16 protein-coding genes are annotated in these 13,819 nt (G+C 67.0%); 10 read left to right on the top strand and 6 right to left on the bottom strand.

Going from position 1 to position 13,819, the window contains the following annotated elements; genetic code table 11:
* Positions 1 to 142: 142 nt before the first annotated feature.
* Entirely contained in the window at positions 143 to 1,042 is a 900-nt protein-coding gene (locus ACZ75I_RS02145) for a LysR family transcriptional regulator (RefSeq protein ID WP_346476645.1), read from the top strand.
* 253 nt (positions 1,043 to 1,295) lie between these two features.
* Positions 1,296 to 2,903 carry an ABC-F family ATP-binding cassette domain-containing protein gene (locus ACZ75I_RS02140; protein WP_472958636.1) on the top strand — a complete coding sequence of 536 codons (1,608 nt, stop codon included), beginning with the start codon at positions 1,296 to 1,298 and terminating at the stop codon, positions 2,901 to 2,903.
* 187 nt (positions 2,904 to 3,090) lie between these two features.
* Here ACZ75I_RS02140 and ACZ75I_RS02135 read toward each other — a convergent pair whose 3' ends face one another.
* Positions 3,091 to 4,416, bottom strand: a complete 1,326-nt coding sequence (locus tag ACZ75I_RS02135; RefSeq protein WP_065197339.1) for a GTP-binding protein — start codon at positions 4,414 to 4,416, stop codon at positions 3,091 to 3,093.
* 69 nt (positions 4,417 to 4,485) lie between these two features.
* Here ACZ75I_RS02135 and ACZ75I_RS02130 point away from each other — a divergent pair, with 69 nt between their 5' ends.
* Complete coding sequence (locus tag ACZ75I_RS02130; RefSeq protein WP_180869129.1) at positions 4,486 to 4,857, top strand: MerC domain-containing protein; 372 nt, start codon at positions 4,486 to 4,488, stop codon at positions 4,855 to 4,857.
* A gap of 77 nt (positions 4,858 to 4,934) precedes the next feature.
* On the opposite strand, the gene ACZ75I_RS02125 is transcribed toward ACZ75I_RS02130, so the two are convergent.
* Entirely contained in the window at positions 4,935 to 5,219 is a 285-nt protein-coding gene (locus ACZ75I_RS02125) for a metal-sensing transcriptional repressor (protein ID WP_061478603.1), read from the bottom strand.
* Positions 5,220 to 5,269: 50 nt separating this feature from the next.
* On the opposite strand from ACZ75I_RS02125, the gene dmeF reads away from it, so the two are divergent.
* A complete protein-coding gene (gene dmeF, locus ACZ75I_RS02120; protein ID WP_472958635.1) occupies positions 5,270 to 6,232 on the top strand; it encodes a CDF family Co(II)/Ni(II) efflux transporter DmeF in 963 nt (320 codons plus the stop codon).
* 86 nt (positions 6,233 to 6,318) lie between these two features.
* Here dmeF and ACZ75I_RS02115 read toward each other — a convergent pair whose 3' ends face one another.
* Positions 6,319 to 6,603 (bottom strand): hypothetical protein, encoded by a 285-nt coding sequence (locus tag ACZ75I_RS02115; protein ID WP_164262268.1) that lies wholly within the window; start codon positions 6,601 to 6,603, stop codon positions 6,319 to 6,321.
* 90 nt (positions 6,604 to 6,693) lie between these two features.
* Between ACZ75I_RS02115 and ACZ75I_RS02110 the strand changes: the two genes are divergently transcribed.
* The 3 genes from ACZ75I_RS02110 (at position 6,694) to ACZ75I_RS02100 (ending at position 9,015) form a co-directional block, all read left to right on the top strand.
* The gene (locus ACZ75I_RS02110) at positions 6,694 to 7,113 is read left to right on the top strand and encodes a hypothetical protein (protein ID WP_180869142.1); all 420 of its coding nucleotides are present in this window, start codon (positions 6,694 to 6,696) and stop codon (positions 7,111 to 7,113) included.
* Positions 7,114 to 7,248: 135 nt separating this feature from the next.
* Positions 7,249 to 7,887, top strand: a complete 639-nt coding sequence (locus ACZ75I_RS02105) for a hypothetical protein (protein ID WP_346476648.1) — start codon at positions 7,249 to 7,251, stop codon at positions 7,885 to 7,887.
* Between the two features lie 207 nt (positions 7,888 to 8,094).
* Complete coding sequence (locus ACZ75I_RS02100; protein ID WP_346476649.1) at positions 8,095 to 9,015, top strand: class I SAM-dependent methyltransferase; 921 nt, start codon at positions 8,095 to 8,097, stop codon at positions 9,013 to 9,015.
* Between the two features lie 3 nt (positions 9,016 to 9,018).
* On the opposite strand, the gene ACZ75I_RS02095 is transcribed toward ACZ75I_RS02100, so the two are convergent.
* Positions 9,019 to 9,987 carry a polysaccharide deacetylase family protein gene (locus ACZ75I_RS02095; RefSeq protein WP_472958634.1) on the bottom strand — a complete coding sequence of 323 codons (969 nt, stop codon included), beginning with the start codon at positions 9,985 to 9,987 and terminating at the stop codon, positions 9,019 to 9,021.
* A 63-nt stretch (positions 9,988 to 10,050) separates the two neighbouring features.
* The gene (locus tag ACZ75I_RS02090) at positions 10,051 to 10,695 is read right to left on the bottom strand and encodes a hypothetical protein (protein ID WP_346476650.1); all 645 of its coding nucleotides are present in this window, start codon (positions 10,693 to 10,695) and stop codon (positions 10,051 to 10,053) included.
* 134 nt (positions 10,696 to 10,829) lie between these two features.
* On the opposite strand from ACZ75I_RS02090, the gene ACZ75I_RS02085 reads away from it, so the two are divergent.
* The gene (locus ACZ75I_RS02085) at positions 10,830 to 11,510 is read left to right on the top strand and encodes a hypothetical protein (RefSeq protein WP_180869154.1); all 681 of its coding nucleotides are present in this window, start codon (positions 10,830 to 10,832) and stop codon (positions 11,508 to 11,510) included.
* A gap of 293 nt (positions 11,511 to 11,803) precedes the next feature.
* Here the strand turns inward: ACZ75I_RS02085 and ACZ75I_RS02080 are convergent, their stop codons facing one another.
* A complete protein-coding gene (locus tag ACZ75I_RS02080; protein WP_472958633.1) occupies positions 11,804 to 12,616 on the bottom strand; it encodes an alpha/beta fold hydrolase in 813 nt (270 codons plus the stop codon).
* A 227-nt stretch (positions 12,617 to 12,843) separates the two neighbouring features.
* Here ACZ75I_RS02080 and ACZ75I_RS02075 point away from each other — a divergent pair, with 227 nt between their 5' ends.
* Positions 12,844 to 13,323 carry a nuclear transport factor 2 family protein gene (locus ACZ75I_RS02075; protein WP_472958632.1) on the top strand — a complete coding sequence of 160 codons (480 nt, stop codon included), beginning with the start codon at positions 12,844 to 12,846 and terminating at the stop codon, positions 13,321 to 13,323.
* A gap of 75 nt (positions 13,324 to 13,398) precedes the next feature.
* On the top strand, positions 13,399 to 13,791 hold the full coding sequence (locus ACZ75I_RS02070; RefSeq protein ID WP_072167701.1) for an XVIPCD domain-containing protein: 393 nt from the start codon (positions 13,399 to 13,401) through the stop codon (positions 13,789 to 13,791).
* Positions 13,792 to 13,819 lie beyond the last annotated feature (28 nt).

Below are 13,819 nucleotides of genomic sequence, written 5' to 3'. Positions count from 1 at the left end.
CGTGCAGTCCGCAATCGGCATGATGCCCGGAACTGCAAGGTCGCAAGGGCTGCCCGAGGCCCCGCACCACAGTGTTGCGACGGCCGCGCCGCGTGCCGCGATCACCCGCCCCTACCCTGCCGTTTTCATTGCCGGTACGCCCATGTCAGTCCTGGACAACCTCGCCAACCTGCAGACCTTCGTCCACGCCGCCGACACCCGCAGCTTCGTCGAGACCGGGCGCCTGCAGGGCATCTCGGCCTCGGCCGCCGGCAAATGCGTTGCGCGGCTGGAGCACGCACTGGGCGTGCGCCTGTTCCACCGCAGCACGCGCAGCATCACCCTCACCGCCGAGGGGCAGCTGTTCCTGGTGCGCTGCCGGCGCATCCTCGACGAACGCGATGCCGCGCGCACCGAACTGGCGCAACCGCACGCTGCACCGAGCGGCACGCTGCGGATCAGCCTGCCACTGGTAGGCGACCTCACCCTGCCGTTGATGGCCGAATTCATGGCCGCGTATCCGGACATCCGCCTCGACTTGGATTTCAGCGACCGGCTGGTCGATGTCATCGAGGAAGGTTTCGATGCGGTGCTGCGCGTTGGCGAACCCAGCGACTCGCGGATGAATGCGCGCCGGCTGGGGGTGTTCCCGCGGCGTGTCGTCGCCTCGCCGGGCTACCTGCAGCGTCGCGGCGTTCCACGCACGCCGGCCGACCTGCTGCAGCACACGTTGCTGCACTATCGCTTCCCCAGCACCGGCAAGCTGGAGCCGTGGCCGATCCACTGGCCCGACCACGAAACACCGCAGGAGCTGCCGGTGCACATGGTGGCCAACACCATCGAGGCGCGGGTGGCGCTGGCGCTGCGTGATGTCGGCCTGGCCTTCGTGCCGGTGCACTCGGTGCGCGAAGCGCTGGCCGACGGCCGCCTGGTCACCGTGCTGGAGGATCATGTGCACTCCTGCGGCACCTTCCACCTGCTGTGGCCGTCAGGCCGACACGTACTGCCGAAGCTGCGGGTGTTCATCGACTTCGTCGGCGCCCGCCTGGACACCGTGCCGTAGATCCACGCCATGCATGGATGCTTCTTGTAGCGTCGAGCCATGCTCGACTCACCGGAACCCAGGCGAAGATCAGCCGAGCGTGGCTCGGTTCTACAGCTGCACGCAGCCATTCAGCCACCGCCGCTATACTGCCCGCTCATTCCTCCCAGAGGCTCGCGACCAATGCGCCATTGATGCCGCCGTCTTCCCAACAGACGGCCTGACTCTTCCCGCCCCTGCGCGCAGGGGAGAACCCGGCATCCATGGAGGTCGCATGACCACACATTCCCTCACGCTCGATCGCGTGTCGTATCGGCTGGCCGACGGCCGCCCGCTGTTTTCCGATCTGTCGTTTTCCTTCGATCCGGTCGCCACCGGCCTGGTCGGTGCCAATGGCACCGGCAAGAGCGTGCTCGCACGCCTGCTGGCCGGTCGGGTGCGGCCAGAGAACGGGCAGGTGCGCAGCAGCGGCCGCGTGTTCCTGTTGCCGACGCCCGGCTATCCACCCGCCGGCACGGTCGGTGAACTGGCCGGCGTCGGCGCGGAACTGGCCGCACTGCAACGCATCGAAGCCGGCAGCGTGGATGAGGCCGACTTCGCCTGCGTCGGCGACCATTGGGATCTGCGCGAGCGCCTGCAGCAGCAATGGCAGGCGCTCCGCCTGCCCGACGATCTCGATCCCGCCCAACCCGCCGCGCGTCTCAGTGGCGGCCAGGCCATGCAGGTGGCGCTGTCCGGCGCCTGGGCCAGCGGCGCCGATTGGCTGATCCTGGACGAACCCAGCAACCACCTCGATGCCCGCCATCGCCAACAGTTGTACGAACGGTTGCAGCAGTGGCGCGGCGGCCTGCTGGTGATCAGCCATGATCGCGAGCTGCTGACGCAGATGCAGCAGATCGTCGAGCTCGACGCGCGCGGGCTGCATCGCTATGGCGGCCCGTGGCAGCACTACGCCGACGCGCGAGCCGCCGAACGCGAAGCGGCCGCCGCACAGCTCGACCACGCCCGCGCCCAGCACCGGCAGCAACAGCGCAGCGCGCGCGAGCAGCACGAACGCCAGCTGCAGCGCCAGGCACGTGGCAATCGCGATGCGAAGCAGGCCAACCAGGCACCGATCCTGCTTGGCCGGCAGAAACAGCGTGCAGAGGCCAGCCGCGGGCGCGCGCAACAGGTACAGGCCGATCGTCTGCAGGCCAGCGCCGACCAGCTGCGCGCAGCGGCTTCGGCAGTTCACGCCGCGCCGGAGCTGGCGCTGTTCGCCGGTGACGGTGAACGCGGCAACGCACGTCTGCTGCAGGCGGAGTCGCTGGTGCTGCCGCAGGGTTGCAGTGCACCGTTGCAATTGGAGATCCGCCGCGGCCAGCGCATCGCCGTGGTCGGTGACAACGGCAGTGGCAAGTCCACGCTCCTGCGCGTGCTGGCCGGCCAGCTGCCTGCACGCAGCGGCATCGTGCAGCGCCATGCACCTCTGGCGCTGCTCGACCAGCAGCTGCTGGGGTTGTCCGGCCAGTGCAGCATCCTTGACACCGTGCAGGCCGCCAACCCGCGTGCCGACCCCAGCGAACTGCGAACACGACTGGCCCTGCTCGGGCTGGACGCACAGCGCATCCAGCGTGCAGCCCACAGCCTCAGCGATGGTGAACGGGTGAAAGGCGCGCTGGCCAGCGTGCTGTATGCCGATCCCGCACCGCAGCTGTTGCTGCTGGACGAGCCGGGCAACGCGCTGGATCTGAGCGCGTTGCAGGCACTGGAAGAACTGCTGGCGGCATGGCCGGGCGCGCTGCTGATGGTCAGCCACGACCGGCACCTGCTGCAGGCGTTGCGGCCGACCCACGTGCTGCAGGTGGGCACCGGGGGTTGGCAATGGCATGACGCCTTGTAGATCCACGCCATGCGTGGATCCACTGCAGCAGCCGAGCATGGGCTCGGCTCTACAGGATTGGCCGCGACGGATCGCACTGTAGAGTCGAGCCATGCTCGACTCCGCCATGCATCCATCCACGCATGGCCTAATCGACCAGGGGTAGTGCCGGCCGCTGGCCGGCAACCCATGGATCCTCAGTGCACCGTCACCGCTTCCACACCGGGAAGGCCTGCGGCAGCTGTTGCCACAGCAGCGGCCCCGCACGCAGTTCCTGGTCGTTGAGCAGGCACGCGTCCAGCTCCGCACGCACCGCGCGCTCATCCATGTGCACGCCAATCACCACCAGCTCCTGGCGGCGGTCGCCCCACAGCGGGTGCCACAGCCGCTGCATCGCCGAATGCGCGGCTGCATCCGGGAAGTCTTCCAGACCCGGCAACGGTGCGCTCCAGCAGTCGGCCTGCTGCCGCGCCCAGCCCAAGTCGCTGTACGGCAGCGGCGTGGGCGGCAGCAGTGGCGCGGTGTCCTCCAGCCCAGCCCGCACGCGATCACGCGCGGCGTACCAGAACCCCGCCGCCTGCGTCCGCGTCGCGGCGCCCACGGTGTTCAGCTCGCCCACCCAGTCCATCCGGTTGGCCAGCCAGAACCAGCCCTTGCTGCGGATCACGCCGGGCATGCCCGACTGCAGCGCACGAGCGAAGCGCGCGGGATGGAACGGTCGCCGCGAGCGGTAGACGAAACTGGCGATGCCGTACTCTTCGGTCTCCGGCGTATGCTCGCCACGCAGTTCCTTCACCCAGCCCGGCGCACGTTGCGCACGCTCGTAGTCGAAGCGGCCGGTGTCCAGCAGCTCGGCCAGTGGCACGTCACCGAAGCGGGACAGCAGCAGCTTCGCGTCGCGGTTCAGGCCGCGCAGCACGGCCAGCGTGTCCTGCAGCACTTCGTCATCCACCTGGTCGACCTTGCTGACCACGATCACGTCGGCGAACTCGACCTGCTCGCACAGCAGGTCGACCACGCCGCGGTCGTCATCCGGCCCGGCCTGCTGGCCGCGCTCGGCCAGGCGCAACGTCGAGCCGAAGTCGGCGAGAAACGCGCTGCCATCCACCACCGTCACCATCGTGTCCAGGCGCGCGATGTCACTCAGGCTGAAGCCCTGCTCGTCGCGCACCGCGAACGTGGCCGCCACCGGCATCGGCTCACCGATGCCGGTCGACTCGATCAAGAGGTAGTCATAGCGACCGGCGTCGGCCAGGCGCCGTACTTCCTGCAGCAGGTCATCGCGCAGCGTGCAGCAGATGCAGCCATTGCTGAACTCCACCAGCGTCTCTTCGGTGCGGCGCAGTTCGGCGCCGCCGTCGCGCACCAGCTGCGCGTCGATGTTGACCTCGCTCATGTCGTTGACGATGACCGCCACACGCAGGCCCGCGCGGTTGCGCAGGATCTGGTTGAGCAGGGTGGTCTTGCCGGCCCCGAGGAAGCCGGACAGCACGGTGACCGGAAGGCGACGGTCGGCGCGGGAAACAGTGTTCATGTCGGAGCGGGTTGGCTGCGGAGCGGAAATGTTACTGTATAACACTATCTGCGCAAGGAACGTCCCCCGATGAAGTCGCCGTCTGCCGTCCTGCTCGATGCCGGCGCGGTCGCGCTGTCCAGCCTGTGCCTGCTGCACTGCCTGGCGCTGCCCCTGCTTGCCGCCGCGCTGCCGCTGTTCGGCAGCTGGGCCGAAGCGGAATGGGTCCACCTGCTGTTCGTGGCCATCGCCCTGCCGTTGACCGGCTACGCGCTGTGGCGTGCCGAGCGCCGCCATCCGTTGCCGGTGCTGGCCTGGGCCACCGCCGGCGCGGGGCTCGGCCTGCTGCTGGCCGGCGCGTTGGCGCTGCCCTCGCACGACTGGGAGACACCGATGACGGTCATCGGCAGCCTGCTGCTGGCCGCCACGCATATCTGGAACGCGCGGCACCGGCACGGGTAGTGCCGGCCGCTGGCCGGCAACCCCATGAACGCCGCACGCAACCTGCAGGTGCCGGCAAGCGGCCGGCACTACCCTTGCTATTTGCCGTAGCGGCGCAGCAGTTCGACCAGCACTTCGGCCTCGGCCGCCCGCTGCTGCGGGTCGTCGGCGCCGACCACATGTTCCTGCAGGTGCTCGTGCAGCAGCTCCATCAGCAGGCTATGGGCGGCGCCGCGCACCGCAGCAACCTGCACCAGCACGTCCGCACAGTCGCCGACCTCACCTTCCGGCCTGTCCAGCGCCTGCTCCAACGCCGCCACCTGGCCGCCGATCCGGCGTACCCGGGTCAGCAGCTGCTTTCGATTCGTGTGTACATGGGCCATGGGCGCATCCTATACCCTATGGAGGTATCCTTCCACCCTCTGGTCTTCCCATGCACCTGGATGCCGTCGCCGCCGCCCGTCGCCACGAACACCGCTTCGACGACGGCAACCCGCTGGCCGAACGCAATACCCGCCGCGCCCTGTGGCTCACCGTCAGCATGATGCTGGTGGAAATTGTCGGCGGCTGGTGGTTCAACTCCATGGCCGTGCTCGCCGACGGCTGGCACATGAGTTCGCACGCACTCGCGCTGGGCCTGGCAGTGTTCGCCTACCGCTGCGCGCGCCGCTACGCGCACGACCCGCGCTTCGCCTTTGGCACCTGGAAGATCGAGATCCTGGCCGGCTATACCAGCGCCATCGCCCTGCTTGGCGTCGCCGCGCTGATGGCGGTGCAATCGCTGGAGCGGCTGTGGGTACCGGCACCGATCCACTACAACGAAGCCATTGCCATCGCTGCGGTCGGGCTGGGCGTGAACCTGCTGTGCGCCTGGTGGCTGCACGACAGCCCGGGCCACGCGCATCACCACCACGGGAATGACCATGGCCATCATCACGGCCATGACCACGATCACGCCCACGCGCACAGTCACGACCTCAACCTGCGCTCGGCCTACGTCCACGTGCTGGCCGACGCCGCCACCTCGGTGCTGGCCATCGTCGCCCTGCTCGGCGGCAAGCTGCTTGGCCTGACCTGGCTGGACCCGGTGATGGGCCTGGTCGGCGCCGTACTGGTCACGGTGTGGGCGATCGGCCTGCTGCGCGACAGCGGCCGCATCCTGCTCGACGCGCAGATGGACGCGCCGGTGGTGGCCGAAGTGCGCGAAGTGATCGAACAGGGCCCGTGGCCGGCACGCCTGGCCGACCTGCACGTCTGGCAGGTGGGTCGCGGCAAGTACGCGGTCAGCGCCAGCGTGGTCACCAGCGACGCCACGCTGGATGCCGATACCGTGCGCAACGCGCTGGCGATCCATGAAGAGCTGGTGCACGTAACGGTGGAGATCCACCGTAGCTGATCCTGCGCGACTGCGGTCGAATCTGTAGAGCCGAGCCATGCTCGGCTGTCGCAGGCCATCAGCCGAGCACGGGCTCGGCTCTACAGTCAGAGATTCAGCATCATCCGCAGCAGGTACATCAGCAGCGGCAGCGCACTCAGCACTGCACCGCCGATGCCGATCCACGGCCAGCGCTCACCGCGCACGCGCGATGCTACGGCCAGGCCGCCACCCACCAGCGCCGCACCCAGCACGCCCACGCCCAGCCCTGCGGCCATGCCATTGCCACCCGCAGCGACCGCCGCCTGTGCCGCCACGGTGCCTGCCCCCCACCCCACTGCAATACCCAGCCAACTGGCCACGCCGCACCACGGTGCCTTGCCCTGCGCCATCCGAAAACCCCCGTGTCCTTGCCGAATTTCTGTACGGGCCACGCCCGCATGCCGCCTACACTAGCCGCACCTGCCCTGTAGGGACATCCCATGCGCACGCTCCGCCTGCTGCTGCCCGGTGCCCTCCTGCTGCTGACCGCCGCCTGCAGCGGTGACGCCGGGCTTCCCTTCTCCGCCGACCCGCTGCAGGGCTGCTTCGCCACCAGCGCGCGCAAACCCGCCGACTTCCGCATCGACAAGGAAGGTGGCCAGTACTTCGTCTCCTTCAGCCGCGGCGACCAGTGGCAGCGCGAACCCAATGCCCTGCACAAGGCCACTTCCAGCGAGATCAGCCGCTACTTCCGCGACGACGCCGAGCAGGTCGACAGTGCGCTTGTCCGCATGGCCGGTGGCTTCGGCATCTTCCACTTCAACAAGGGCGCGACGCTGAAGGGCAAGGCCAGCGACAGCGACTACATGGCGTTGATGCTGATCGGTGCTGGGCCGGTGTATGCGGTGAAGTGCGATTAGCGACACAGACTTTTGAGAAATGTTTGAAATCCAAAGAACTGCGTAATGCAACCAAAAGCACCATTGGGCAAGTAGCGAAGATGGAGCCTCACCCAGATTTGAGAGGCCCAAGTGAAATTGCAGCTAGCCATCATCATGTTCATCGCCTCTGCGTCCGTGCAGGCAGGAGACAGGAGTCCAGCTGTCGGACAAACCGCAGACGAAGCAAAGATCCCGGAAAAAATCGTTCGCAGCGCAGAATGGCCCGACTTCATTGGGGGGACGATCCGTGTGGAGCAGTCCCTCACCCGCAACGCGAAGGGACAATATGTATATCGCTACGACGATCAAACGGAAGCGACGAAGCAGTATCACGAGGCTTCCTGCGCAGATCTTGGAATGAACCCTGCCAAGGGCGAGTCCATCACAGTGGGGCCAGGAAGCGCTGCATGGCATTGCTCAAGCATCGATCCGAACAGTGCTAGCGACGCAAGAAGTACTGACTATGTAATCGCCTATGCACCAAATGGACAGGTATCAGCTGGCCAGAACTTCGTTTCCTACGGAACCGTAAGATTCAACAGCTCAGTCAGTGGGAACATCCAGGGTAGCGCGCAAATCGACAACGGAAGGTGCCGGACCTTCTATAGCGAGTACTACCCACCGAATACCGTGGGAAACCACACCGCAAGAGTACTCTGCTTCGCTCATACTCCGCAGACCATGAATACGTTGATGGAAGGGTGCGTACCGCGCGCCTGCGCAAGCGATCGCGGTTCCATCAGGGCCGACTGATACCAGGCTCCTGCCACGGAGGAAAGGGCGCCAAGGCCAGTGACAGCGCGGCCCGAGAGCCCTGCACAAGGCCAGCGACAGCGACTACATGTCGCTGATGCTGATCGGGGCCGAGCCGGTGTATGCGGTGAAGTGCAATTGAACTGTAGAGCCGAGCCCACGCTCGGCTACTTTTGCGGTAGATCCACGCCATGCGTGGATGCAGGCATGGTGGAGCCATGGGACGACTCGGCTCTACAACAGCTGCGGTACCATGCCCTCCCCCGAACCGCCCCGGTACCCGCCGTGCCCCATTACACCGGCCCCCTGCTGACCCGCGACAGCGCCGACACCCTGCGCCGTGCCCATGACAAGGGCGCCGTCGACTGGCAGGGCTCGCTCGACCTCGGCCGCAGCCAGGACAGCGTGGCGCTCGATGCGGACGGCTTCCACTTCCGGGGCCAGCCCTATCCTTGGCCGGGCAAGCTGAAGGACCGCACGCTGTACTACTGGGATGGCGAGGACTTCGCGCCGATCTCGCGCTACAGCGGCTCGCTGATCAAGCTGGTGCCCACCGAATGGGGCGCACCGACCTTCGAGATCGACGGCATCAAGATGCTGCCGACCTCCAAGCTGTCGCCGTTCGAGGATGCGCGCCGCAAGGTGGAGCTGGTCGCCCCCGCCGGCAAGGTCATCCTCGATACCTGCGGTGGCCTCGGTTACTTCGCCGCCTGCGCGCTGGAGGCCGGTGTCGGCCAGATCCGTTCGTTCGAAAAGAACGCCGATGTGATGTGGCTGCGCACGCTCAACCCGTGGTCGCCGGATCCAGACTCTGCTGCCGCCGGTGGTCGCCTGCAGTTCAGCCACGGTGACGTCTCGCAGCAGATCGAACAGGTGGCCAGCAACAGTGTCGACGCGATCCTGCACGACCCACCGCGCTTCGGCATTGCCGGCGAGCTGTACTCGCAGGTGTTCTACGACCACCTCGCCCGCGTCATCCGCAAGGGCGGTCGCCTGTTCCATTACACCGGCGCGCCGAACAAGCTGACCAGCGGCCGCGACGTGCCGCGTGAAGTGGCCAAGCGCCTGGAAAAGGCGGGTTTCAAGGCCGAACTGGCGCTGGACGGCGTGCTGGCCGTCAAGCGCTGAGCCTCACTCCGAGTCGACCTTGGCCAGCTTCATCACCCACGCCGGCACCTCCGGTTCGCCGGCGTAGAAGTCCTTCGGCTTGTTCTCCGCCATCGCCCAGCGATGCAGCCAGCTCGGGCCATAGCGGCCGTTGTAGCCTTCGGCACCCCGCGCATACGCCGGGTCACGCATCGCTTCGTCCAGTGAAATGAAGCGATAGCCGCGGCGCTTCGTGGCCGCCACCAGTTCGGCAAAGGTCGCCGCGTTGAGCTCATTGGCGTGCATCAGCCACACCTGCGGCAGCGCGTACCCCAGCAGCGCCTGCGACTGCTTCTCGTAGTAATCCAGCTTGTTCAGCATGTACGGCACGTAGCCCTTGCGCAGCTGCGCCAACGTCGCTTCGCGTGCAGGCGAATCCGCCTGCTCGTTCATCACGTTGGCATAGGCGAACGCCCACACCCACTCGCCGTTGTCCACCGTCACCGGCGCCACGCGGTAACCATGCTGCTTGAAGAACGCATCCATCTGCACGCGCTCATCCGCAGTGCGCCCGGCGCGCAGGTAGGGGTGGCGCATCCACTGTGGCGCCTGTCCCTTCTCGGCCAGCAGCGGCCGCAGCACCGTCTCGCCGCGCAGGAAATCCTGCTGGAACGCCGCCACGCCCTTCGCATTCAGATCCATGTGCGAGTACGTGTGGTTGCCCAGCACATAGCCCGCATCGCGCCAGTCGCGCAGCATCTGCACCCGCGCCGGCTGCACCTGTCCATTCACCTCAAGCTTGTTCTCATTGACGAAGCCCACCACCGGCACGCCGGCCTCGCGCAGCTGGGCCATCAACGCTTCGTGCCGGGCCTGCAGATCCGGCGGCACGATCTGGTCCAGCCGTGCCCATGGCAGATCATCGATGGTCACCGCGATACGACGGTCCACCTCGGCGGCGTGTACCGCCAGCGAACACAGCAACAACGGCAACGCACGCAGCAACAAGCGCATCGGGTCTTCCTGGAGTGGCGAGGGCTCGACTGTAGCGCGATTGCCGCGCGCCGCCGAGCGTGCTCAGCCCGCCCGGGCCCACGCGATCGCGCGCCACAGGGCAACGCCGCCGGCCATCGCGGCCAACAACAGCACCGTCAACACCAGCGCCAGATCATCCGGGTTGCGCAGCAGTGGCGCGTTCACGCGCGTCAGGATGTGGAACACCACGCGCTGCGCCTGCTCCAGCGGTACATCACCCTCCGACACCAGCTCCACCAGGCACGCCGTGGGTGACAGCCGCGCCACATTGCTCCATGCATTCTCGTACAGGTGCAGCACCCAACCGGCCAAAGCCAGTGCACCACCGTGCAGCACCATAAGCGCCACGTTCGCCGTGCGCAGCCGATCGCGCAGCCACAGCGCACGGCTTGCGCACACCGCCATGGCCCCCAGCAACGCCAGCACCACGCCTGCCCATGGAATCCAGCCCAGGGGTTGCCAGTCATCCAGTGCGCCCGCACGCGCCATCACCTGTTCGGCAACCTTCAATCGCGCCTGCGCGTCCGGGCCGCCACAGGCCACCGTCACCGGCTCCAGCAACAGCTCCACACGGTAATGGAAGAAGCCGGCAGCCAGTACCACAGACAGCAGCGCGACCCACTGCAGCATCAACAGGATCGGCCCCTGCCCACAGATGCGGCGGATTCGGGAGGTGGCGGCGCTCATCGGTTCATCCATGACAGCAAAGAGCCATCCTAACCAAGCGCTTCGCACGTGTCGGCTGGCGGATGCGACACACACCACGCAGCGCCGTTACGATGGCACGGTTGTTTGAATGCGAAATTTCCTTGGTATTCCCGATGGTGATGCTGTACCTGACCGTACGAACGCTGCTGCCCCTGCTGGCATTCGTGCTCGCGTGGTACCTGCTCGCGCGCCTGATCGACGCGCGCGTCGCCCGGCTGCCACGCGTCCCGTTGAACCTGCCGGCGCACAGCAGCAGCCCGCGCAGGAAGGATCGGCGCATCTACGCGCGCAAGCTGCGGCGCAAGCCGGGGCTGCGCACGGCGACCCGCGCCGCCGCCGCGCCGCGCAGTTGGCGCTTCGCCGCAGCTGTCCTGTCGATAGGCGTGCTGGCCGCCACTGTGGTCGCCATCCCCGATGGCGCGCGCTTCCAGGTGTTGGTGGGCAATGTCATGGGCTACCCGGGAACCATCATCGAGGTGCGGGTTCCCGCAGCGGCACAGCCTGTCGTGCTGCAGGCATGGCGCCCTGTACTGGCACACCTGGGAAGGCCCGTGGCGATGCGCTATCGGATTGCTCGCACCGGCGGCGAGCATGAAGCCCATGCGGTCGTACCCGTGCAGGTACGGCTGCAGGGTGATCGCCTGCAGGTGGCCGTCGCGCGACCGGTAGACGCTGAAATGCTGCGCGCAGAATTGGCACGGCTGGCCGGGTTGCCAATCGAGGCCATTGACGTACAGCAACGCGACGTTGCGCCGTGGAGGGAGGCGGACTGGCAGCCACTGCCCGGCCCTTAGAGGAGAGCCCATGCTCCGCTGCCCTTTGCCCCTTCCCCGGATGGCACGCGCTGCGCGCGCCAGCCGAGCATCGGCTCGGCTCTACATCAAGCCCATACCCAGGTTGTGAATCACGACCCACGCGGCAGCTTCGCCGCCCACATGTTGTCCACCAGGTTCGGATACCGCCGCCCGTTTTCCTCGGCACGTTGCCGTGCCGCCGCCTTCTGCGCATCCGACAGCGGTTGCGACGTCTGCACTTTGGGCCTGGGCTTTTTCCACGGGGGCGTCTTTGGCTCGCGCATCGCCGCAGCTTACCGCTTCAGGAAGTTCAGCAGCGCCAGATTGAAGCGGTCGGCATGGCTGGTATTGCAGCCGTGCGGCGCCCCCTCCAGGATCACCACTTCGCTGCCCTTGATGGCCTTGTGGGTACGCTGGCCGGAGCCCTCGAACGGCACGATGGCGTCACTGTCGCCGTGCAGGATCAAGGTCGGCACCGTGATCTTCTTCAGGTCATCCCGGAAATCGGTCGTGGCGAACGCCTTCATGCAGCCCAGCGCCGCCGCCTGGTCGGATTGATGGCACAGCGCGATCGCCGCCTGGCGCGTCTCCTCGGTGACCATCAGCTGGCCGTTGGCGCTGAAGAAGTCGCGGGTGAAGCCATCGAAGAACGCTTCGCGGTCCTTCTCCAATCCGCTGCGCATTTCATCGGCCTTGGCCTGCGTCAGTGGACCTTCCAGATTGTCGTCGCTGCGCAGCAGGAACGGTGGCACAGCGGCCGCGAATACCACACTGTGCACGCGATCCTGGCCATGGTTGGCCACGTAGCGCGCCACCTCGCCGCCGCCCATCGAGAAACCGACCAGAGTGACATCGCGCAGGTCACGTTCCTCGATCAACCCCGCCAGGTCCGCCGCCAGCGTGTCGTAGTCATAACCTTCGGCCGGCTTGTCAGAGCGGCCAAAGCCACGCCGGTCGTAGCTGATCACCCGATACTGGGCGTCGCGCAGGATCGCCACCTGCGTCTTCCAGGCATCGGCGGACAGCGGCCAGCCGTGGATCAGGATGACCGGGCGGCCATCGCCACCCGTGTCTTCAACGTGCAGGCGGATGCGGGAAGCAGGCATGGGCGCTCCTGTGGAAGGGAAGGAGTGCAGGCTAGTGGTCGTCACCTGTGGCGGCTGTGAGGGAATCCCGGTCGCTCATGACATCCCCTGCACAGGCAACGGCCTCAAGGCTGGAACCGGGCCGCCAGTATGGGCATTCATTCCGTGGCAGGGCCGTTTCGTCGGAAGCCGGCTGCAGTGGCCCAAACGCCATGCGAGCCTGCGTGAACCCTCCCTGGAGCCTCACCATGCTGCTGCTCACCCTGCCCTTGCTGGCCGCCGGCCTCGTTGCCACGCCAGCGCCCGCCGACACCCTGCGCGTGCAGATCCGCCAAGCCGATACCCAGCTCTTCGCTGCGGCCTTCGAGGCCTGCGATGCCGGCAAGGCCGCGGCGATGACCACCGACGACATGGAGTTCTTCCATGACAAGGATGGCAAGTCGGCCAGCAGCCGCGAGGACTTCCGCCACAGCGTGGCCAACCTGTGCAGCAGCGCGCGCGAGGGTGGCTGGCAGCTGCGCCGCGAGCTCGTGGAATCTTCGCTGCAGGTGTTTCCGCTGCACGATGAGCGGGCGCTCGAAATCGGCGACCACCGCTTTTACGAGCGCGGCAAGGACGGCGTGGAACGCTGGACCGGCCAGGCCCGCTTCATCCAGGTCTGGCGCCGCGTGGACGGGAACTGGCTGGCCGAACGGGTGATCAGCTATGACCATCGGCCGGCGGACTGACCTTTCCGGCGCCCTTCACCGGCCGGATCTATACTGGCGGGGTTCACCCCGACCCACCGCTACCGTTTGATCGCCATGGCAGAGATCACCCCCAACCACCCCGACTACGGCCTCAACCAGCAGATCCGTCAGGGCGTGGCCGCACTGGACGCCCAGCATGGCCGTGCGTTCGACCAGACCAGCGAACGCCTGACCGCCAGCCTGACCGTGCTCGCCCGCGAACAGGGCCTGCAGCAGGTCGACCACGTGCTGGTCAGCAACGCCACGGCCCAGCACCCGGCCGGACACAACATCTTCGTGGTGCAGGGCGACCCGGCCAATCCGGCGCACCTGCGCGCGATGATGCCGACCGCGGTAGCGGCGCAGACGCCGGTGGAGCAGTCGATGCAGAAGTTGGGGTTGGGTGTGCAGCAGCAGGTTGAGGCGCAGGCGCAGGAAATGCAGAACCCCGCGCCGCGGCTGGGGTAAACGCTGCGACATGAAATAGGGGCAGCGC

The sequence above is a fragment of the Stenotrophomonas sp. X genome, from assembly GCF_055721025.1.
Note: the sequence above shows the minus strand (reverse complement) of the source record. Positions and strands in the feature narration are given on the sequence as shown.